Origin of the sequence: Caballeronia sp. GAWG1-5s-s (assembly GCF_023631445.1) — a bacterium.
In the GTDB taxonomy this organism is placed as follows: Bacteria; Pseudomonadota; Gammaproteobacteria; order Burkholderiales; family Burkholderiaceae; genus Caballeronia.
Window position 1 is genome coordinate 292754 of sequence record NZ_JALQDC010000022.1, and the last position, 21178, is coordinate 313931.

The following is a 21178-nucleotide window of genomic DNA, read 5'->3' on the forward strand; positions in this document are numbered from 1 at the left end:
CGTCAGACCGTATGATTGCGCATCAGATCGCGATGCGTGAGATACAGACGCAAATCGAACTCGATCTGATGGTAGCCCGGCTGCATCAGCTCGCACAGGCGATAAAACGCCTTGTTGTGGTCGCTCTCCTTGAGATGCGCGAGTTCGTGCACGACGATCATTCGCAGAAATTCCGGCGCCGTGTCCCTGAACAACGACGCGATGCGGATCTCCTTCTTCGCCTTCAGCTTGCCGCCTTGCACGCGCGAAATGGCGGTATGCAGGCCGAGCGCGTGCCGTAGCACGTCGAGCTTGCTGTCATAACAGACCTTGTCGATGGCCGGCGCAACACGCAGGAATTCGTTCTTCAGATCGGCGCAGTACTGATACAGCGCGCGGTCCGACTGGATGGCGTGCTTCGAGGGATAGCGCGCGTCGAGATACGGCCCGAGCTGCTGCTGGGCGATGAGTCGGCGCACCTTTTCCTGAAGCGTGATCGGGTAGGCGCTCAGGTATTTCAGGTGTTGCATGACGGCTGACGAGATAGAGGGCCTTGGCGGGATACGTCGACGCGCGCGGGTAGTCGCGCAACGTTGCCATCAATCATTTTAGTCATAGACGCGCGAACTCGCCGCTGCCGCGCGCGAATGGTGCCCGAGCGCACGCAATTGCGTAAGTTTGTGTATCGCGTCGCACACTGAAGCATGCGCCGTGCGAATATGCGCGCTTTCTTAAGCAAGCCGTTCAAGGCAGGTTCACATGGCATCGAGCAAGGCCCATCATGCGACGGGATGGGCGGCGGGAATCATCGCGGCGGCGCTGGTCACGAAGGCGGCAGGCGTCGACTATCTGTCCTGTACGCTGGCCGTTCTCGGCGGCGTGATCGGGGCGACCGCGCCGGACTGGCTCGAAGTGGCGTGGTGGACCCGCAAGCGCAAGCTGTGGATCACGCATCGCACGCTCACGCATTGGGGCGTGGGCTGGGCCGCGCTTCTGGCGTTGTCATGGCGTCTGCTCGGGAAACACCCCGCCGTGCCGTTCGCATTCGGCTTCGCGTGCGGCGGCATCATGCATTTGCTCGCGGACTGGCCGAACCCGCTCGGCGTCCCCTGGATCGGTGGACGCCATTCGTTGAGATTGTGGACGAGCGGGCATTGCGACCTGATCGTCGTCGGCGCGGCGTGGATTGCGGCACTTTATGTCGCCGACGGTGTCTGGTTTCATCATGCGTATGGCCGCATGCTGCTCAACGCGTTGCGCGTCTGATCGCAATAGAATCCTGCCAGTTCTCACTACGCTACCGGACCTCGACCCATGCATATGAATCAAGCGCGTAACCGCATCTTTCTCGTCCTCTTCGTATTGGCCACGCTCATGCTCGGCGGATGCGCGGGCTTCATGAACCGCGATGCGTTGCGCGTCAGCGTGGCGGGCATCGAGCCGCTCGAAGGGCAGGGACTGGAAATGCGCTTCGCCGTCAAGCTGCGCGTGCAGAATCCGAACGATACGCCGATCGACTTCGACGGCGTCGCGCTCGATCTCGATGTCAACGGCCGCGCTTTCGCGAGCGGCGTGAGTCCGCAGCGCGGATCCGTGCCGCGTTTCGGCGAACTGGTGGTGTCCGTGCCGGTGACGGTGTCGGCGTGGTCGGTCGCGCGGCAAGCGTTGGGTTTTGCGAGCGGCGACGAGGTGACCAAGGTGTCGTACGTGGCGCGTGGTCGTCTCGCGGGCGGTCCGTTCGGCGGCGCGCGCTTCTCAGACCAGGGAACGATCGACTTCCCGACCGGAAGCGGCGCGTTCGGCTATTGATCTATCGCTAAACATGCAACGAGCGCCCGCAGGCGCTCGTTCGAATCAACGGCTCGTCGATCTACGCGCCTTAGTGCGTGACGTGCAGGCCGTTTGCCTCGTCGTGGTGGACTTCGACGTGCGCGTTGCCCGGTGCTGCGTCGCGACGGGCGATCTCTTCCTGGCGCTTATGTTCTTCACGCGCCGCACGCGCTTCGCGTTCGTTGCGGGCATCGCGCTGGCGTGCCTCGTCGACGCGCTCGCGATGCTCCTTGCGCTCGAGTCGGAAATGGCGCTCGGCTTCGTGTGACTTGGCAAATGCACCGGCCGACAGGCAGGCGATGAGAGCAGCAGCAAACAGCTTTTTCATGTCGAACTTCCTTACTGTAAACATGCAGACCGGATGATCTGCCATGCCCAACCAACGTTCCCATTCGTCGCGCGTTGACGCCTGTTGCTTTGGTGTAAGGACATTCAACAATGTTTCGCAGATCCGCGCTAAGTCGAAGCGGTCTATGTAAGCAATGCATCCTTAACGGCGCATGAAGTAAGGCATGCGAAGCAATGAACGGAGTACTGCCTTTCACAACGCGCGCTTTCGGAAACTTTGGCCGATGCATGCTAGATGTTGTGCGCGAAATTGCGGGTGCTTGTCTTTACATTTCGTAATCGCAAGACTTTAATCAACGAGCGGACGAACATGTCCGTCATCGCAATCCGCTTCCTCTCCGATGCCTAGCGTCGGTGGCGCGCGAAGCGGAATTCTTGCGCTTTCACGTTCCAGATGGCAGGTCGGGCACGTCGCGGCGCGCTTCTCATGCAGCGAGGTCATCCATGATCAACTTCCCGGTCGACGCAATCGACACGCTCAAATCCGCCGTGCGCGGCAAAGTCATTTCGCCCACCGACTCCGACTACGACGAAGCACGCAAGGTGTGGAACGCAACCATCGACAGGCGCCCGGCGCTCATCGTGCGTTGCGCGGGAACGGCCGACGTGATCGCGGCGCTCGGTTTCGCGCGCGAACACGGCGCGCTGCTTTCGATACGCGGCGGCGCGCACAATATCGCGGGCAGCGCGGTGAGCGACGATGCACTCATGATCGACCTGTCCGCGATGAAGTCGGTCCGTATCGATCCGCAAGCGAAACGCGCCTATGTCGAGCCGGGCGCTCTGCTTTCCGACTTCGATCACGAAGCACAGGCCTTCGGTCTCGCGACACCGCTCGGCATCAACTCGACGACGGGTGTGGCGGGTCTCACGTTAGGCGGCGGCTTCGGATGGATCAGCCGCAAATATGGCGTGACGGTGGACAATCTCGTCGCCGCGGACATCGTGACGGCAGACGGCAAGTGGCGCCGCGTCAGCGCGGAATCGGAGCCGGAGCTTTTCTGGGCGCTGCGCGGCGGCGGAGGCAACTTCGGCATCGTGACGATGTTCGAATTCCGCCTGCACGAAGTGGGGCCGCAGATCTTTGGCGGGCTCGTCGTGTATCCGCTCGAACAGGCGGATCAGGTCTTGCCGAAGTATCGCGCGTTCATCGCCGACGCGCCCGACGACCTGACGGTATGGGCCGTCCTGCGCCTGGCGCCCCCACTGCCGTTCCTGCCGGCCGAGGTGCATGGCAAGCCGGTCATTGCGCTGGCGTGCTGCTATATCGGTGATGTCGGGCGCGGTCCTGAGGCGTTGCAGGCCGTGCGCGAATTCGGCACGCCGTATGGCGAGCACCTCGGCCCGATGCCTTTCACCGCGTGGCAGAAGGCGTTCGATCCGTTGCTGACACCCGGCGCGCGCAATTATTGGAAGTCTCACAACTTCGCCGCGCTCAACGACGAGACTTTGCGCATTCTCACGGATGCCGTGAAGGCGTTGCCGTCGCCACATTGCGAGATCTTCATCGGCGCGATGGCCGGCCAGACGAACCGCGTTCCCGGGAATGCCACCGCTTACGCGAATCGCGATTCGGTATTCACCATCAACATACACGGTCGCTGGACGGAAGCGGCGGACGACGACACCTGCACGCAATGGGCGCGCGACATGTTCACCGCGCTGACGCCGCATGCGCTGGGCAGCGTCTACGTGAATTTCCTGACGGGCGACGAGGGTGATCGCGTGAAAGCGGCCTATGGACCGAACTACGAGCGGCTCGTAGAAGTGAAGCGCCGTTACGATCCGGAGAACGTGTTCCGCAGTAATCAGAACATCCAGCCTGCGTAACGATCCACGCGCGCCGCGCGAGCGGGCGGCGCGCGTCGTTCAGCGACGTTTATCGACGTTCCACGTAGCGCTGCCCGCTCACGGCGCCGTTGCCGTTGTCGTCATAAACCAGCATGCGTGTTTCGCTGCTCAAGCAGGCTTGCAACACGCCGAGGAATCTTGCGTCCACGGCAAGACGCAATCGATTGAAGCGATGCTGCAACCGGGCCTGTTCGAGATACGCGGCAATGGCTCGGGCAAACGTCTCGCGGTCTTTACCGCTCGCGTCGCTTCGCGCGGGAGCGGTATTCCTGATGTCCTCCACTTGCTGAAGATCGACCTTGAGTCCGCGCGTTTCGAAGATGCGGGCGCGATGCTCGTCGGCGGCAAGAACCCACGTGATGGCGGTCATGATGCTTCCTCCTGTTCGCCGGCTTCGAGCGACGCTCGCGTCATTGTGCGCCGATTCGCGCTGCTCAACAGTCCGTTGTATTACCGCGTTGCAGCATGGAACCGGTCCGCGCGAAGCGTTCATGCAGCGCGAAAGCCTTCTCCAGACAATGCGGTGTGTGGCCGCCGCGCGCTTGTGCGTCGCGGTAATAGTCGCGCAAGAAATCGCGATATAGCGGGTGCGCGCACTTGTCGATCACCGTCAGTGCGCGTTCACGAGGCGCAAGGCCGGTCAGGTTCGCGAGCCCGCGCTCGGTCACGATCACATCGACATCGTGTTCATTGTGATCGCAATGCGGCACCATCGGAACGATGCTCGAAATGCGGCCGTCCTTCGCAATCGATTTCGTCGCGAACACAGCATACGATGCATTGCGCGCGAAGTCGCCCGAGCCGCCGATGCCGTTCATCATGTGCGTGCCGCCGACATGCGTCGAATTCACGTTGCCGTAGATATCGGCTTCCAGCGCGGTGTTGATCGCGATGAGTCCGAGCCGGCGAATGACTTCGGGATGATTGCTCACTTCTTGCGGGCGCAGCACGAGCCGGTCGCGATAGCGGTCGAGATCGTTCAGAACCTGTTCCTGGCGTTTGGCGGAGAGCGTCATCGACGCGCCCGACGCGAAGGCGAGCTCGCCGGCATCGAAGAGATCGAAAGCCGAGTCTTGCAGCACCTCGGAATAGAGCGTCAGTGCTTCGAAGGGCGACGCGGCGAATCCCGACAGCACCGCGTTCGCAATGGTGCCGATGCCGGCCTGCAACGGCGGCAAGGTCTTCGGCAGACGGCCGCGCGACACTTCATGCTGAAAGAACTCGATGAGATGACCGGCGATCAGCGCGGTTTCTTCATCTGCGGGCAGCACGGTCGAAGGACTGTCAGGCTGATTCGTAATGACGATGGCCGCGATCTTTTCGATGGGAACGTCGATGCAAGTGCCACCGATACGATCGCTCGGACTAACGATCGGCAGCGGAGCGCGTGAAGGCCGCGGCGCGGGCGACCAGATATCGTGCAAGCCTTCCAGCGCGAGCGGCTGCGCAAGATTGATCTCCACGATGACCTTGTTCGCCAGCATCGCAAAGGTCGCCGAATTGCCGACGGACGTGCTCGGCACAATGCCGCCCGACTCAGTGATCGCCACAGCTTCGATGATCGCGAGATCGAGTGCGCCGAGGCGCTGGTCGCGCAGTAGCTCGACGGTCTCCGACAGATGCTGATCGACGAACATGACGTCGCCGCGATTGATGGCGCGACGCAACGTGGCATCGACCTGAAACGGCAAGCGACGCTCCAATGCGCCCGCTTCCGTGAGAAGGCGGTCGATGTCGTTGCCGAGCGACGCGCCGGTCATGAGCGTAATGCGCAGCGGATCGCTCTCTTCGCGTGCGCGGCGCGCTATTTCGAGGGGTACCGCTTTCGCATCGCCGGCGCGGGTAAAGCCGCTTGCACCCACGCGCATGCCATCGCGCACGAGCTGCGCTGCATCGGCCGCGGATGTGATCTTTGCGCGTAGCGCGGCACAACGAATGCGGTCTTCCAACATCAAAATCTCCACGAACACTGAATGAATCGAGCGCTCGCATGCGCCTTGCCCCGACAGGACGAACGGGCGCGCAAACACGGACGCACGTTGGCGCCGGTTTCGAATAGATCGTGATGACTGGCTTATCGCGGCAGTGCGCGAGGGTCGGAGGCGAAGAGAGGCTTGCGAGCGCCGCCGCGATTATAGGTATTCATGGGCGCTTTCATAGTGGCGTGTCATTGCTCGACTGTTCAAGATGCCGTTCTTTTGCGCTTTGTCTAATTTCATGCCGCTGCAATTGCCGGCAATGACTCCGCTCACGTTCTCACGTTCTCACGTTTCGCTCCACATGCGCAGCAGGTTGTGATAGCAGCCGACGAGCGAGCGCTTCGCGGCTTCGTCGCCATTCGTCGCATTGAGACGCTGTATCGAGTTGTCGAGATCGAAAAGCAGCGCGCGTTGCGCATCGTCGCGGACGAGGCTCTGCGCCCAGAAGAAGCTGGACACGCGCGCGCCGCGCGTAACCGGACGCACCTGATGTAGGCTCGTTGCCGGATACACGATGGCATGGCCCGCGGGAAGCTTCACTTCCTGCACGCCGTATGTGTCTTCGATGACGAGTTCGCCACCGTCGTAATCTTCAGGGCGCGAAAGAAAGAGTGTGATCGATACATCCGTACGGACACGGGCTCCGTGGCCCGGCACGATGCGAATGGCGCCATCGACGTGACTGCCGAAATGCATGCCGCCTTCGTAGCGATTGAAAAGCGGCGGATATACGCGGTTGGGCAGCACCGCGCTGATGAAAAGTGGATGACGTTCGAGCGCACCGACGATCACATCGCCCATTTCGCGGGCAATGGCGGAGCCTTCGGCAATCTGTTGATTGCGTTTGACGGGCGCGCCTTGATAACCCGCGGTGGCGCGGCCATCGACCCATGAGTCGGTGTCGGCTTCGAGGCGCGAGCGCATCGCAGCGGCGTCTTCGGCGCTCAGGACGCCCGGTATCGAAAGAATCATGGCAAGGGCTCGGTGATGTCGCTGCGCGCGCCAACGTGCGAGTGACGCGCGCTTATGGTCAAAGGTGCATCAGCGGAAGCGGTAATTCAACGTCGCGAGGAACGTGCGGCCAAGGCCCGGCACCGCGCGTCCGCCGTCGGACGGAATCAGGGCATCGTAGTACTTCTTGTCCGTCAGGTTCACCACGTTGAACTGGATATCGTAGCGTTTCTGATGATACGCGGCCATCGCATCCCATCGTGTATAGCCGCCGACCTGCACGAGGTTGTTGTTGGCCGCATAGCGCGACGACACGTACGATGGACCGCCGCCGAATTCCCAGTTCGGCGTGACGTTATACGTGGACCACAGCGTGAGCATGTGATGCGGCGTGTTGGCGAGCGTGTGGCCGGTGGTGCCGTCGAGCGCCTTCTGCACGGTGCCGTCCATATACGTGTATCCGCCAAACACCTGCCACTTGTTCGTGATGTGGCCCGCGACGCCGAGCTGATAGCCGCGCACGCGCACATCGCCATCGAGCGTGTATTCGCCGGTGGAGACCTGAGTGCGCGCGTTGGTTTTCTCGATGTTGAAGAGCGATTGCGTCAGCGAAAGCCCGCCGTTCAGCAGGTCCCACTTCGAGCCGATCTCATACGAACGGTTCTTTTCCGGCGGCGTGTTCTGCTGGTTGTTGGTCAGCGTGAGGGCTTCTAGCGACGGATTGAACGACGTGCCATACGACACGTAGTACGACTGCCATTCGGTCGGTTGCCATACGACGCCGGTGCGCACGCTCGTGAAGTAGTTCGTCTGCGTGGCATAACCCGGTGCGTTGATCGAGTTATGAATCGATGCTTCATAGCGATCCCAGCGCACGCCGCCGATCCACTTCCAATGCTCGCCGAAGGAGACGGTGTCGTTGAGATAAAGCCCGATGCCGTTCGCGCTGGATTCCGCAAGATTGGTGGCGACCTCGCGATAATTCAACGGACGCGTCGTGTAGGTCGGATCGACGAGCGGCACGATAGCGAGCGTATTGGACGGCAGACCCGGCGTGGTCGCGGTGAAGCTCTGGTTGCTATAGGTCTCGTGGCTCAGATCGACGCCGACGAGCACGTCGTGCTTGAGGAAGCCCGTCGCGAACTTGCCTTCGAAGTCGGTCGTGTTGTAGACCGAGTGATCGTTGATGTTGCGGTCCTTGCCTTGCAGTCGCACGTAAAGCGAAGAAAGCGGCAGCGTGGTGTAGTTTCCGTTCGTCAGTGCAGGGGATGTGCCGAGCGGTCCAGTCAGCACGGCGGCCGCGTTCGTCGCGCGCGCTTCGGTGCTGTAGTGACTGAATTGCGTCTGATTGCGCAGCGTGAAGACATCGTTGAAGCGATGCTCCACGCGCGCGTTGAGCGTTTGCACGTCCTGAATCGTGCGGTCGTCGGTAAAGCCATAAAACGTCTTCGTATCGACCGGCGCTGGATGTCCGTTGAGCGGCGGAATGCCGTAGTCGGGCTGATCGCGGTTGTGCTGAATGAGGGCGGATAGGGTCACTTGCGTCGGCGTGCCGATGCCAAACTTCACTTCCGGCGCGACGCCGTAATCCTTGCTTTTCATCTGATCGCGAGTCGAGCCCAGGTCCTGACCGAACGCGTTGATGCGAAACGCGGAAGTCTCGGTCATCGGCTGATTGATGTCGACGGTCGTGCGGTAGCGGTCGTGCGTGCCCGCTTGCACGGATACATCGGCGCGCGGCTTCAGCTCCGGCTGCTTGCTCACCTGATTGATGACGCCGCCTGTCGAGCCGCGCCCGAAGTACAGGGATGACGGACCGTACAGCACATCGATGGATTCGAGGTTGAAGGTATCGCGATAGTACTGGCCGCGGTCGCGAAAGCCGTCGAGGTAGATATCGGTGCGCGCGGTGAAGCCGCGCAAGTTGATGTTATTGCCGATCTGGCCGCCTTCCGCTGCGCCGAGCGTGACGCCCGGCACATTGCGCAGCGCGTCGGAAAACGAGCTGACCGCCTGCGATTGCAGAACCGCTTTCGGCACGACGACGACTGCTTGCGGAATATCGCGCAATGCGGTGGGCACCTTCGCCCCGACGCTCGATACTTCGGGCTGAAAGTCGCGCGCCGTGTCGCTTTGTCCCGTCACTTTGACGGCGGGCAGGGCGGCGGTTTCCGGCGCGGCCGTGGCGGAGTCTGCATTCGCGCCTGCGGCGTCCCTGGTGCTGTCTGCGGAGCCGCTTTGAACGGAGGCAGCGGCTCGCGTGTTCTCTATTGCCGTTTGCGCGTAGAGCGGCGTGGCCATCGGCACGGTTGCCACACTGACCAGGGCCGCGGCGAGCGGCGTTTTCCTCAGCATATCGTTCCCCGATATTTTGTTAGTGGATTCGGAACGTCGACGGACGGCTGCTTGTCCGCCACGCGTCATTTGCATCCGGCTTGGCTGCGCGGCGCTAAATGAGAATCAGTATCATTACACGATGTGACAAGATTTTGTAAGTAGCCGTTGGAGCTAGTGGGGTTTCTGGCGCGCGGCAGTTTGCAGGCTGCATGCACCATTCGGTGCGCAAAATGCACTTCTAGTGCGCATTGACGAAGCGTTCGCACCAAGCTGGATCTACCGCAGCTTCGCGCGACAAGGGCGTTGCACTGTCCATAAGCGCCCGCACAGCTTTCGCGCACGGCAATGCACACAAAATGCGCGGATGGCCCGGATATTGCACATGTCGCCGTTTTTTTTCGAGACGTCCGCCGACATGCAGGCACTTCAATCTGGTACCGACACCCTGTTCCTATTGCTGGGCGCCGCCATGGTGCTTGCCATGCACGCCGGTTTCGCGTTCCTCGAACTGGGAACGGTCAGGCGCGAGAATCAGGTGAACGCGCTCGTCAAGATCCTCGTGGACTTCGCCGTGTCCACCCTCGCGTACTTCTTCATCGGCTACAACATTGCATACGGCGTGCAGTTCATGCACGGAGCCGACGTGCTCGCGCAGCACAACGGCTATGCGCTCGTGCGCTTCTTCTTCCTCTTGACGTTCGCGGCGGCGGTGCCGGCGATCGTGTCGGGCGGCATCGCCGAGCGTTCGAAGTTCAACCCGCAGTTGTTCGCGACCTGCGTGATCGTCGGGTTCATTTATCCGCTACTCGAAGGCATCGCGTGGAACGAACGGTTCGGCGTTCAGTCGTGGCTCACGCAGGCTTTCGGTGCGCCGTTTCACGACTTCGCCGGTTCGGTCGTCGTGCACGCGTTCGGCGGCTGGGTCGCGTTGCCGGCGGTGCTGCTGCTCGGGCCGCGCCACGGTCGTTATCACAAGGATGGACGCATCGCCGCGCACCCGCCGTCGAGCATTCCTTTTCTCGCGCTCGGTGCGTGGGTGCTCGCGGTCGGCTGGTTCGGCTTCAACGTGATGAGCGCGCAGACGGTCGACAAAATTAGCGGTCTGGTTGCGGTGAATTCACTGATGGCGATGGTCGGCGGCACGCTCGCCGCATGGGTCGCAGGGCGCAACGATCCGGGCTTTGCCTATAACGGCCCGCTGGCCGGACTGGTCGCGGTATGCGCCGGGTCCGACGTGATGCATCCGCTCGGCGCGTTGATCGTCGGCGCCGTGGCGGGCGTGCTGTTCGTGCAGATGTTCACGTGTGTGCAGAACCGCTGGCGGATCGACGACGTGCTCGGCGTCTGGCCGCTGCATGGCCTCTGCGGCGCGTGGGGCGGCATCGCGGCAGGCCTCTTCGGGCAGAAGACGTTCGGCGGCATCGGCGGCGTGTCGATGGGGTCGCAATGCATCGGCACCGTCGGCGCGGTCTTGCTCGCGCTCGCGGGCGGCGCTGCCGTTTACGGCGTCATCAAGATGACGGTGGGACTGCGCCTCGACCGCGAGGACGAGTTCAACGGCGCGGACCTGGCCATCCATCGCATCTCGTCGACGCCGGATCGAGAAATGGCCGGCTGAAGTCGCAGTTCGCCCTTCTGCCGTCAGCGCCGGATTGCATGCAAGATGCACCGCATTGGCATCTTGCATGCCGTCGCCGGCCGGATCAGCGACTTGTCGAGAGCCGGCGCAAAGCGATGAAAAAAAGCCCGGGCATGCGCTTCGCTGAAAGCGACCGCTGCGACATGACCGGCGCCGAACCGGCAGAGCGACGCGTGCTTTGCCTGATTGACGCAGAACCTTCGATTGACGAGAATCGCGGCCCGGTCACGGTCGGCTTGCTATGCCGATGCGTGCTCGCCGGTTACGATATACCGGCCGATCCCCAACAAGGCCGAGAGCTTGAATCCTACAGAGACCGGGTCCTTCGATTTGCCGCTCCCGTCGCGCAACTTCTCGTTGACGCGACGCGTGCTGCTGCTCGTCCTGGCCGCGTCTGTCGCCGTTCCGCTTGCCTGTCTCGCTATCTATGGCTATTACGACTATCAGCGCCGGTTCGCCGAGGCCGGCGACCTGACCGAGCGGCTCGCGCGCGTGGCGAACGAACACGCGCTCAAAGTGCTGGACCTGAATCAGCAACTGGAGACGCGCGTCGTCGACATGCTGGGCGACAGTGGCGACGCGGACGTCAAGTTGCGCGAGGAAGCCTTGCATCGCGCGCTCGACGACATGAGCGGCACGCTCGCGCAGGTCGCCGCCATTTCGGTCTTCGGCGCGAACGGCGCGCTGCTCGTGAATAGCCGCCGGTATCCTGCGCCGGACGTGTCGATTGCCGAGCGCGACGACTTCCTCTCGGCCCGCGCGTTCGCGCCCGTCACCTATTTCTCATTGCCGTTGCGCGGCAAGGTGGCGCAATCGGACGTGTTCACGACGACGATGGGGCGCATCAGCCATAACGGGCAGTTTCTCGGCGTCGTGTCGATTGCGCTGAACCGCGATTATTTCGTCGACTTCTATCGCGAGATCGCAGCGGGCGACTCGGCGCTCGTGATCGGTCTTTATCGGCGCGATGGCGGCATTCTCGTGCGCTATCCGCCGAGCCCGGCGTCGTCGCAAGCCGCGAACAACACGCCCTTCACCGACGCGTTCCGCAACAACGAGCTCTTCGGACGCGTGCGCATGACATCGACCATCGATCACGTCGAGCGCGTGCTTGCGTACCGGCGTGTCGGCGATTTTCCGCTCTATGTCGCGACCGGCTATGCGACGTCGGTCGTGCGGGCGCAGTGGCGGCAGAACCTCGCGCTCGTCGCAGCGATCGCGGCGTTGCCATGCATGGCCGTATGGCTTCTCATCGCGTTCTCAATTCGCCGTCTCGATGCGGAGCGCGTCGCGTGGGAACGCTGGCAGGCGGAAGTTGCGACGAGGTTGTCCGTCGAAGCATCGACGCGGCAATTGCGGCGCATGGGCGCGCTCGGCAATCTGGTGGCGAACGTCGCGCATGACTTCAATAACCTGCTGATGGTCGTGTCGTCGAACATGGCCTTGGCGCGCCGCAAGCATTTCAACGATGTCGAGAGCGAAGTGCTCGCGGTGGAACGCGCGACGGCCGGCGCGGAGTCGCTCGCGCGGCGGCTGATGAGCGTCGCGCGCAAGCATCCGCTGAAGCAGGAAGTCATCGACCCCGCCGCGTGGATCAGAAGCATGCTCGAAATCGTGAAGCGCGCGGTGCATCCGTCGGTCTCGCTGACGGTCGAGTTCTCAGCGGACGTGTGGCCCATCATGGCGGATGCAGTCGAGCTCGAACTGGCGCTCGTCAACATCGTCGCGAATGCGAGCGAGGCGATGCCGCATGGCGGGCGCATCGTCATTCGCTGTCAGAACGCGCGTTTGCGTGGCGCGGAAACGGATCTGCCCGATGGCGAATACGTGCTCATCTCCGTGACGGACAACGGCGAAGGCATGAGCGAAGCGGTACTGCGCCGCGCGTTCGAACCACTCTTCACGACCAAGGTACGCGGCGCGGGCACGGGTCTTGGACTCTCGCAAGTGCTGGCCGCGTGCGAACAGGCGGGCGGCAGCGCGCGCATCACGAGCGTGCCGGGCGCGGGCACCACGGTTCGGCTTTATCTGCCGAGGCATCACGGACCGGTAACGGCGCCTGCGATGAAGCCCGTCGAGATGGAGAAGGAGAAGCCGCCGGCCAAACCGCAGCAAGTGGCGGACGACGACCATCCGTTCAGAGGCATGTCGGTGCTGCTCGTGGAAGACAACACCGACGTCGCGGCGGGCGTCATGGCGGTGCTCGAAGTCTTCGGGTGCACCGTGCATCACGAGGAAAGCGCGGATGCGGCGTTCGCGCTCATGGGCGAGGGCTACAGTTTCGATCTCGTGCTCTCGGACGTGCAGATGCCCGGCAAGATGAACGGCATCGACCTCGCGGAGCAGATCACGAAGCGGCTGCCATCGCAAAAGCTCGTGCTGATGACGGGCTATGCGGACGAGATCGAACGCGCGAAGCATCTCGGCGTGCCGATTCTCGCGAAGCCGTTCGACATGGACGACTTGCGCGATCTCATCATGGACGGCGTGCCGCACTGAGTGGACGTTACTTATGCTTCGGCATGGGGCGCGCGCCGACGAGAGGATTGAACGACCGGCGCTTCTCTGTCGACGCTTCCTCGTCGGCCGATGCTTTCGCGCGGCGCGCATTCGTGCGCTTGCCGCCGAGCTGATCGAGCAGGTCTTCGTCGTCAGTAGCTTCTTCGTCTGCTTCCGCGTCGTCTTGCGCGGCTGCGGCGGTCGCTTGTCCGGCGCCCGCAAGATGCTCCATGACGGAGACGAAGTCCTTCTGCGCAGACTTGAGCGCGCGCCCCGGCATCATGATGAGCACGACCGCTTCCTGCACGGTGTGATCGTCGACGGTATGCAGCGTGCCTCCTTCATTCCAGTCGATGCCGCTCCCGGCATACGCCGCGATCACATGTTGCAGCACCGCAGGCGAGAGCACGCCGGCATCGTATAAGCCGACGATCTGCCGTTCGGCAAGCGCAAAAAGACTCGTCTTCCGGGCAGCGCTTGCCTTCGATGCAGATTTACGGGCGGCCATGTTATTTCAATGCGGGCGCGACCCGCCATACCGTATTGCCTACATCGTCGGCGACCAGCAGGCCGCCTGCGTGGTCCACGGCCACGCCGACAGGACGACCAAGCGCATGCCCGGCTGCCGAAAGAAAACCGGTCAGGATATCTTCGGGCGGACCGGAAGGCTTGCCATCCTGGAACGGAACGAAGATGACCTTATAACCGCTTCTCGGCTTGCGATTCCACGACCCGTGCTGACCGATGAACGCGCCGTTCCAGTAATGCTGCGGGAAGGCTTTTGCGTCGTAGAACACGAGACCGAGCGAGGCCGTATGCGCGCCGAGCGCGTAGTCAGGCACGGTGGCCGACTCGACCAGATCCGCGCGTTGCGGCTTCACGCGATCATCGACATGCTGGCCGTAATAGCTATAAGGCCAGCCATAGAATGCACCGTCCTTCACCGCCGTCATGTAGTCGGGGACGAGCTCGTTGCCGAGTTCATCGCGCTCATTCACGGCTGTCCATAACGCGCTGGTTTGCGGCTGCCACGACATTCCGTTCGGATTGCGAAGCCCGGTTGCATAGAGACGGGTCTGTCTACTCGCGATATCCACTTCCATGATGGCCGCGCGCCCGTTCTCCGCCTCGATGCCGTTCTCCGCCGCATTGCTGTTCGAGCCGACCGTCACGTACAGCCGCTTGCCATCCGGACTCGCGATGATGTTCTTCGTCCAGTGATGGTTGATCGGACCTGCGGGCAGGTCGATGAATTTTTCGCCCGTCGATTCGATCGTTGTGTCGCCTGTCCGATACTTGAAGCGCAGCACGGCATCGGTATCGGCGACATAGAGATCGTCTCCGACCAGCGCCATGCCGAAGGGCGAATGCAGATGATCGATGAATACGGTCCGCGTCTCCGCGACGCCGTCGCCGTCGGCATCGCGCAACAAAACGATGCGATCGGGACTCGCCATGCCCGCGCCCGCGCGCTTCATCACCTTCTTCATGACGGCGCCCTTAATGCCCGAGTTCGTATCGTGCTCGGCGGGAGCATTGCTCTCGGCAACGAGCACGTCGCCGTTGGGCAGCGTGATCATCCAGCGCGGATGATCGAGGCCGGACGCGAAGGCGGTTACGTCAAAGCCCGCTGGCGATATGGGCTTCTGGCCTTCGGCCCACTGCTTCGCGGGCGCGATGTTCACCGTCGGCAACAACGCGCGGCGCGGCGCGGGAAGCTCGGGATCGGGCCCGAAGTCGGTCGGATAGTCATCCGCGAGCGCGATGCTGCACGAGACGGTCAGCATCGCGACGAGCGTCACGCGTAGGCACTTGCGCGCGTCGGAAAGCGCCATCCATCAGCCTCCGCCGATGCCCTGCACGATCTTTCCCGTGCCGTCGCAAGTGGGACAATCGCCGCCGTCTTGCTTGCCTGTGCCGTTGCAGTCGGGACAGATGTCTTCGCCGGTGCCGGGTGCGCCGGGCTCGGCTTCATCGCCCGGACTGAGAGGAGGTTCTTGCGCCATGACTGTCTCCTAGGTTGGTATGCCTTGGCGAGAAGCAAAGAATATTCCGCGGTGACGTGCCAAGCGGCGCGTTCGTCTTCAGGGCTTGCGTCCGAATGCTTCGCGCAAGTGCCGCTTCGCTTGCTCGAGCGTATTGCGCCGCGTCTTCGGCAAGTTGCGGCCGGCGCGATTGATATAGAAGTTGAGCATCGACATGGCCGACTGAAACGGCGTGCCCTTGCGCCGCTTGCTCTCGGTCGACGAGCGTTTGAGCGACTGTGCAATTTCTTCGGCGTTGCCGTTCTTGAAGATATCGCGCTGAATATCCATCGCGTCGCTCGTTTCCATCACATGATGCGACCAGCGGTGCGTCGAATTGTCGGACTTCGCTTTCTTGCTTCCGGATTTCTTGTGATCGCTCGCGAGCGTATGGCGCTGCCGCGTGGTGCTGCGCTTGCCCGAACCCGTCTTGCCTGCGCTTCCTCCGGTCTTCTTGGTCTTACGTTCCGTCGGCATGACGGTTCCTCCATTAACGTTTATGTTTCATCAGCCGATGCGCTTCCCGCAGGGCATCGACGATAGCCTGATAAGCAGCATGGCGCGTCTCGGGATCGGGCGCGCGCAATACATACGACGGGTGATACGTGGCGACGACCACGCGCCCCTCGTGCTCGATAGGGTGGCCCATCGACGCTTGCAGCTTGGCCTTCGAATCGCGCAGCACCGACTTCAGCGCGGTCGCGCCCAGCGCGACGATCACCTTCGGGTCGATGTCGGCCGTCTCGCGGTCCATCCAGTAGTGGCACGCGTCGATCTCGCGCTGAGCCGGTGTCTTGTGCATGCGGCGCTTGCCGCGCGGTTCCCATTTGAAGTGCTTGACGGCATTGGTCACATAGACTTCCTTGCGCGCGACGCCGGCTTCTTCGAGCGCGCGGTCCAGCATCGCGCCGGCCGGGCCGACGAAGGGCTTGCCTTGCAGATCTTCCTGATCGCCCGGTTGTTCGCCGACGATCATCAGCGGCGCGTGGCGCGGACCGGCGCCCGGGACCGCTTGCGTCGCGTCCTTGTACAACGCGCAACGATGACAAGCGTCGAGCGAGTCCGGTGTTTGATCGGGCTCTACGCCGGGCTGCGGGGTCGTGGCCATGAGGACCTTACGCGAAGGGGCGGGGTGACAAGGCCGTAAACGGAATCATGGGCATGCGTTCTCCGAAACTTTTGGAAGCGAGTAGCAATTGCCGAACCTTCGTCCGCAAAACTGTGGGAATGCCCGTTGCTGATTCCCTGAGTACCTGAGCAAAGGAGGCCAGCGATGAGCAACAACGATCGTATCGAAGGACCGGGCAGCACCGACAAGCCGCTCGGCGATGCAGGCAGCGGAGCCACCGGTGGCGGTTCGTTCGGCAATCTTCCGGGGCCGGGCGCGGCGACGGGCGGCGATCCGCATCAGGGCGTGCGTCAGCCGAATGCGGGCGAAGTGGAACCGGAGAATCGCCGTCTGGATCAGCAGCCGCATCAGACAGCGGAAGTGCCGCTCGGCTCGGGCAATCGGCCGGAGCCGGCGGGACGAGGCGGACAGGTCAGCGACGTCGCGGCATCGCCGGGACAGGACGTGCCGCCGCGCGGAAATTAACCACGAAGTAAAAGCGCAAAAGCAAAGCGGCCGCTTATCGCGGCCGCTTTGCTTTCATACGGATGTGCCGATCAACGCGTGGCAATGTACATCGTGATTTCAAAGCCAAAGCGCATATCGGTGAAGCTAGGGGTTTCCCACTTCATAGAGCCTCCTTGTGCATTGAGCGGCCGACGGATGCCGAGCCGTTGCGCGGTTGTTTTCCTGAGCGCGTGCAGCGCGGCGCTCAAATCGACGCTCTTTCATCCTAGCGCGACTTCGCCGCCTGCATCATTGGAAATTGCCTCGGCATTCATTTAATTTATTTATGGCGTCATAGCGGTCGGGGTCGGCTTCCGGAATCGTCAGGGTTCGTACTGACTTTGTCAGGGTCGGTTGCTTCGTCGCGTTCCATCATTTCGCCCGGACGCGGGATAACCCTATCTACATCTTCCGGCCGTATATTGTTCAGCTCGTTGCCGCCGGGCGCGTGCGATTTGTCGTGTGTATCGGGTGCTTTCGGGGTTTCAGCCATTGGATTGCCTCGTACGATGATTCATTCGGCGCGCGCCGCTTCGCGCAGCACGGCGGAGTCACTGTCGTAATTGCGATCGGCGATTTTCCTGAGCACGGCCAGCACTTCGCCGTCCGCGCCGTTGCTTTTCGCGAGCGCCATCAGCTTTTCCTTGTGCATCGGGTATTCCGCGCCCTTGAGCGCGCGCGCGATGGCGTCCGGCCCCGGCTCGTCCAGATGCCGTTGGTCCTGCGACTGCGCGGGATGTTGTGACATAGCGCCTCCTTTCCAGTTGATCTGCAACGTCGAGAGGGCAGCAACGCGCATACCCGTGCAGGCTCATCCCGGGCGCGACTGATGCTACGCAACCCATAACAAACGTCAGAAGGAGGACACGCGCATGACTATTTCCGCGGAGCGACTCTCCGATACCGAGGTCAAGGTCGAAGAGACCATCTATACGTTCGATGGCAAAGACAGGGCAGACGCGTTCCAGCAATGTCTGGGAAGCGACACGCTCGACACCTGCACGCGCCACCACGCGCCTGTCTCCACGCGCGCCGCGACGACGACGGGCGGCCCCGCAGAAGGCGAGCCGGGCAGCATTATTTCGCCGTCGCTCGGCGGCATGCCCTGATCGCCGTTCGCGATCACAGCAGCGAGTGCGTCGTCGAACGCGGCGCGAGCGATTCGCGCGTCAAGGCTTCGAGCGGCAATGGCTTGTCGAAGAAATAGCCTTGCGCCTGCGCGGCGCCCATGTCGCGCAGGACCGCTAGCGTCGCCGCATCTTCGACGCCTTCGGCGACGAGCGTCAGGTCGAGTGATTCGGCCATGCGCACGATCGCCCGCACGATAGCGCGGCTGCGCGGGCTGCGCGTCAGTTCGAGAATGAAGGACTTGTCGATCTTCAGGCCGCTGAACTGATACTGATGCACGTAACTGAGCGACGAAAAGCCCGAGCCGAAATCGTCGAGCACGACGGACATGCCGTTATCGGCCAGCCGCTGCATCGTGCGCCGCGCGAGATCCGGTTCGGCGACGAGCGCGCCTTCGGTCAGTTCGAGGCACACGCGCGACGGCGACACGCGATACCGCCGCAATAGCGCGAGCACGTCGTCGGCGAACTCGGGACGCGTCATGCTATAGCTCGAACAGTTGACGTGAACCGGCGGCCAGTGCGCGAAACGCTCGTTCGAGAGAATGGCCGCGACACGTTCGAGCATGTAGAGATCGAGTCGGCCGATGAGTCGCAGCCCTTCCACCGCAGGCAGAAATTCCCCCGGCCCCACGATGCGCCCATCCGCCTGCCGCCAGCGAATCAGCGCTTCGAGCGCCACCACTTCACCGCTTTTCACATCGACGATCGGCTGGAAGTAGGGCAGCAGTTCATCGTCGCGTTTCATTGCATTGCGCAACGCGCCTTCGCGTTCGACCTGATCGGACACTTGCCGGCGCAGTTCCTGATTGAACACGACGAAGCTGTCGCGTCCCGCGTTTTTCACGCGATACATGGCGGTATCGGCGTCGCGCAACAGATCGGCGGGCTCGGTGTGAAACTGACTGTCCGCGCTGACGATGCCGATACTGCACGACGAAAACACCACGTGCTCTTCGATATGAAACGGCAGATCGAAGGCCGCGAGAATGCGTTTCGCGATGGAGACGGCATCCTGAACGACCGCGTTCGGCGAAAGAATGGCGAACTCGTCGCCGCCCAGACGCGCGAGCAGATCCGACGCGCGCACGCAGGCGCCGAGGCGCGCGGCGGCCTGCACGAGCAGCATGTCGCCGAAATGATGACCGAGGCTGTCGTTCACGACCTTGAAGCGGTCGAGGTCGATGAACATCACCGAAAGATCGTGGCCGCGCGCCCGATAGTCGTTCCATGCGCCCTGGAGCCGCTGCATCAGATGGCTTCGGTTAGGCAAGCCCGTGAGCGAGTCATGCGAATTCTCATAGACGAGGCGCGCATTCACTTCGTCGAGTTCGCGCGTGCGTGCCTGCACGCGCGCTTCGAGTTCGAGATTCGCAGCGTGCAACGCTTCGGCGTCGCGACGGCGCGAGAGAGCCGTGTCGATATGGCGCGATACGAAAGTCAGCAGTTCCTGATCGCGCAGCGAGTAACGCACGAGCGGCGAATAGCTTTGCACGGCCAGCACGCCGCGCACGACATCGCCGTCGAAAAGCGGAATGCCGAGCCACGAGCGCAGCCGTACCGAATCGCTGTCCGCCTCGAACGCGCCTTCGCTGATGAGCCGCACCGCTTCCTGATGATCGATCAGCCGCGGGCGACGCTCGCGGATCACGTATTCGGTCAACCCGCGCCGGCCGCGTCGCGGGTCGGGGCGTTCGTGCACGATCTCGTCCACGTAATACGGGAACGACACCTCGTCGGTTTCCGTCTCGTACAGCGCGATATAGAAGTTGCGCGCATAGAGCAGTTCGCCGACGATGCCGTGCAGACTGCGAAAGAACTCCATCGTGTCGCCCGGCCGGCTCGACAGTTCGGCGATCTGATAGAGCGCCGCCTGCAGATGCTCGGAGCGCTCGCGCTCCGCAATGCCGTGGCGCAGCGCGGCGTTCAGTTGCGATAGTTCCGACGTGCGGCGCGCGACCTTTTCTTCGAGATCCGCGCGATGCAGGATGCGGTCGAGCGCCATCGCGACATGCCGTGCGACCACGAGAAAGAGCGCGCGGTCCTCCGCCGTATAGATGCGCGAGACGTCGTAGACCTGCATCGCGAGCATGCCGAACACTTCGTCGGAGGCGTTCTTCAGCGGCGCGCCCATCCAGAACTCGGGGCGGTCGCCGAGGCAGTAGAAGCGGCCCTCGCGCTCGGCCGCGGTAATGTCCGCCGTGGTCACGAAGAGCGGCTTGCCGCTCGTCAGCACGCGGCCTGTCATCGAGAGATGATCGGGGTCGAGAATATCGAAGTTGTCGGCTTCGACGACGTCCTTGTCGATCACATCCACGTAATACGGATACGTGATCTTGCCGGTCTTGCGGTCGTACAGCGCGAGATAGAAGTTTTCCGCGTCGATCAGCGTGCCGAGGCGCTCGTGCACGCAGCGCAGAAACCCGGCGCGGTCAGGCACCGAACTCGCCAGATAAGCGATCTCGTACAGCACGCGCTGCGTGAGTTGCGCGCGCGCGAGGGCGTCGGACTGCACGCGCTCGCCCAGACGCCGCGCGAGCTCGGCGAGATGCGCGTCGTCGCGTTGCGCGAGCGGCGCGAGCAGCCAGCCGAGCACGCCTTCGCCGCGGCCGGTCGGCCAGCGGTGCCAGCCGTGCGCGGCGCACAGACCGTCCAGGCGCTCCTCGGGGATGCTGCGCGGCCAGACGAGCGGGGCGTCGCCACGCCGCGCGAGATGCAGTTGCTCACCCGCGCGATACCACGCCCACGCCTGCCCGCAGCCCGTCGCGGCGGCGTCGCGCAGCAACGCCTCGATCGGGTCGGCATCGGACACGTCGGTTCCGGGCGCGCCGGGCGTCGAAACGGGCGCGTTGTACGCGGAAAACACACTCATCGGCGCTCCAGGCCATTCGGATTTCGTTGACCGCCGAGCCGGCGGTCCGCTCTTTTTCGAGCGTTCGCTCTTACCGGGCTAACGGCAGCCAGAATACAGGCTTGAGCTTCACGGAAAAAAATCGTGC

Annotated in this window: 21 protein-coding genes; 7 read left to right on the forward strand and 14 right to left on the reverse strand. The window is 62.8% G+C overall.

The window, feature by feature from the left end; all coding sequences use genetic code 11:
* Window positions 1-2: 2 nt before the first annotated feature.
* On the reverse strand, window positions 3-509 hold the full coding sequence (locus tag NCR34_RS15640; RefSeq protein WP_250500388.1) for a M48 metallopeptidase family protein: 507 nt from the start codon (window positions 507-509) through the stop codon (window positions 3-5).
* Window positions 510-738: 229 nt separating this feature from the next.
* On the opposite strand from NCR34_RS15640, the gene NCR34_RS15645 reads away from it, so the two are divergent.
* Together NCR34_RS15645 and NCR34_RS15650 are read left to right on the forward strand one after the other, a co-directional pair.
* A complete protein-coding gene (locus NCR34_RS15645) occupies window positions 739-1245 on the forward strand; it encodes a metal-dependent hydrolase (RefSeq protein WP_250500389.1) in 507 nt (168 codons plus the stop codon).
* A 48-nt stretch (window positions 1246-1293) separates the two neighbouring features.
* Window positions 1294-1788 (forward strand): LEA/WHy family protein, encoded by a 495-nt coding sequence (locus tag NCR34_RS15650; RefSeq protein WP_250500390.1) that lies wholly within the window; start codon window positions 1294-1296, stop codon window positions 1786-1788.
* A 70-nt stretch (window positions 1789-1858) separates the two neighbouring features.
* On the opposite strand, the gene NCR34_RS15655 is transcribed toward NCR34_RS15650, so the two are convergent.
* Window positions 1859-2137: a hypothetical protein gene (locus NCR34_RS15655; RefSeq protein WP_250500391.1), complete on the reverse strand. Its 279-nt coding sequence runs from the start codon at window positions 2135-2137 to the stop codon at window positions 1859-1861.
* Between the two features lie 464 nt (window positions 2138-2601).
* Here NCR34_RS15655 and NCR34_RS15660 point away from each other — a divergent pair, with 464 nt between their 5' ends.
* A complete protein-coding gene (locus NCR34_RS15660; protein WP_250500392.1) occupies window positions 2602-3987 on the forward strand; it encodes an FAD-binding oxidoreductase in 1386 nt (461 codons plus the stop codon).
* A gap of 49 nt (window positions 3988-4036) precedes the next feature.
* Here the strand turns inward: NCR34_RS15660 and NCR34_RS15665 are convergent, their stop codons facing one another.
* The 4 genes from NCR34_RS15665 to NCR34_RS15680 all read right to left on the reverse strand — a co-directional run bounded on the left by NCR34_RS15665 (window position 4037) and on the right by NCR34_RS15680 (window position 9293).
* The gene (locus NCR34_RS15665) at window positions 4037-4501 is read right to left on the reverse strand and encodes a host attachment protein (protein ID WP_250500393.1); all 465 of its coding nucleotides are present in this window, start codon (window positions 4499-4501) and stop codon (window positions 4037-4039) included.
* The gene (gene scpC / locus NCR34_RS15670) at window positions 4443-5960 is read right to left on the reverse strand and encodes a succinyl-CoA:acetate CoA-transferase ScpC (protein WP_250500394.1); all 1518 of its coding nucleotides are present in this window, start codon (window positions 5958-5960) and stop codon (window positions 4443-4445) included. The genes NCR34_RS15665 and scpC overlap by 59 nt, the downstream gene beginning before the upstream one ends.
* Window positions 5961-6272: 312 nt before the next feature.
* Window positions 6273-6959, reverse strand: coding sequence for a Fe2+-dependent dioxygenase (locus NCR34_RS15675; protein WP_175941273.1), 687 nt, complete (start codon window positions 6957-6959; stop codon window positions 6273-6275).
* A 69-nt stretch (window positions 6960-7028) separates the two neighbouring features.
* The gene (locus NCR34_RS15680) at window positions 7029-9293 is read right to left on the reverse strand and encodes a TonB-dependent receptor (protein WP_250500395.1); all 2265 of its coding nucleotides are present in this window, start codon (window positions 9291-9293) and stop codon (window positions 7029-7031) included.
* Between the two features lie 397 nt (window positions 9294-9690).
* Here NCR34_RS15680 and NCR34_RS15685 point away from each other — a divergent pair, with 397 nt between their 5' ends.
* Window positions 9691-10893, forward strand: coding sequence for an ammonium transporter (locus NCR34_RS15685; RefSeq protein WP_250500522.1), 1203 nt, complete (start codon window positions 9691-9693; stop codon window positions 10891-10893).
* A gap of 321 nt (window positions 10894-11214) precedes the next feature.
* Window positions 11215-13413, forward strand: a complete 2199-nt coding sequence (locus NCR34_RS15690; protein WP_250500396.1) for a hybrid sensor histidine kinase/response regulator family protein — start codon at window positions 11215-11217, stop codon at window positions 13411-13413.
* Window positions 13414-13420: 7 nt separating this feature from the next.
* On the opposite strand, the gene NCR34_RS15695 is transcribed toward NCR34_RS15690, so the two are convergent.
* The 5 genes from NCR34_RS15695 to NCR34_RS15715 all read right to left on the reverse strand — a co-directional run bounded on the left by NCR34_RS15695 (window position 13421) and on the right by NCR34_RS15715 (window position 16545).
* Window positions 13421-13921 (reverse strand): hypothetical protein, encoded by a 501-nt coding sequence (locus tag NCR34_RS15695; protein ID WP_250500397.1) that lies wholly within the window; start codon window positions 13919-13921, stop codon window positions 13421-13423.
* A 1-nt stretch (window position 13922) separates the two neighbouring features.
* A complete protein-coding gene (locus NCR34_RS15700; RefSeq protein ID WP_250500523.1) occupies window positions 13923-15200 on the reverse strand; it encodes a PQQ-dependent sugar dehydrogenase in 1278 nt (425 codons plus the stop codon).
* 51 nt (window positions 15201-15251) lie between these two features.
* Entirely contained in the window at window positions 15252-15419 is a 168-nt protein-coding gene (locus tag NCR34_RS15705) for a hypothetical protein (protein ID WP_175941287.1), read from the reverse strand.
* Window positions 15420-15497: 78 nt separating this feature from the next.
* Window positions 15498-15914: a DUF3175 domain-containing protein gene (locus tag NCR34_RS15710; RefSeq protein WP_250500398.1), complete on the reverse strand. Its 417-nt coding sequence runs from the start codon at window positions 15912-15914 to the stop codon at window positions 15498-15500.
* 13 nt (window positions 15915-15927) lie between these two features.
* Window positions 15928-16545 carry a UdgX family uracil-DNA binding protein gene (locus tag NCR34_RS15715; RefSeq protein ID WP_250500399.1) on the reverse strand — a complete coding sequence of 206 codons (618 nt, stop codon included), beginning with the start codon at window positions 16543-16545 and terminating at the stop codon, window positions 15928-15930.
* Window positions 16546-16710: 165 nt separating this feature from the next.
* Between NCR34_RS15715 and NCR34_RS15720 the strand changes: the two genes are divergently transcribed.
* On the forward strand, window positions 16711-17031 hold the full coding sequence (locus NCR34_RS15720; RefSeq protein WP_175941294.1) for a hypothetical protein: 321 nt from the start codon (window positions 16711-16713) through the stop codon (window positions 17029-17031).
* Between the two features lie 71 nt (window positions 17032-17102).
* Here NCR34_RS15720 and pqqA read toward each other — a convergent pair whose 3' ends face one another.
* Window positions 17103-17177, reverse strand: coding sequence for a pyrroloquinoline quinone precursor peptide PqqA (gene pqqA, locus NCR34_RS28025; protein WP_008353049.1), 75 nt, complete (start codon window positions 17175-17177; stop codon window positions 17103-17105).
* 389 nt (window positions 17178-17566) lie between these two features.
* The gene (locus NCR34_RS15730) at window positions 17567-17800 is read right to left on the reverse strand and encodes a DUF2795 domain-containing protein (protein WP_175941298.1); all 234 of its coding nucleotides are present in this window, start codon (window positions 17798-17800) and stop codon (window positions 17567-17569) included.
* 124 nt (window positions 17801-17924) lie between these two features.
* Here NCR34_RS15730 and NCR34_RS15735 point away from each other — a divergent pair, with 124 nt between their 5' ends.
* Window positions 17925-18161 (forward strand): hypothetical protein, encoded by a 237-nt coding sequence (locus tag NCR34_RS15735; protein ID WP_250500400.1) that lies wholly within the window; start codon window positions 17925-17927, stop codon window positions 18159-18161.
* Between the two features lie 13 nt (window positions 18162-18174).
* Here NCR34_RS15735 and NCR34_RS15740 read toward each other — a convergent pair whose 3' ends face one another.
* Entirely contained in the window at window positions 18175-21051 is a 2877-nt protein-coding gene (locus NCR34_RS15740; protein WP_250500401.1) for a bifunctional diguanylate cyclase/phosphodiesterase, read from the reverse strand.
* Window positions 21052-21178 lie beyond the last annotated feature (127 nt).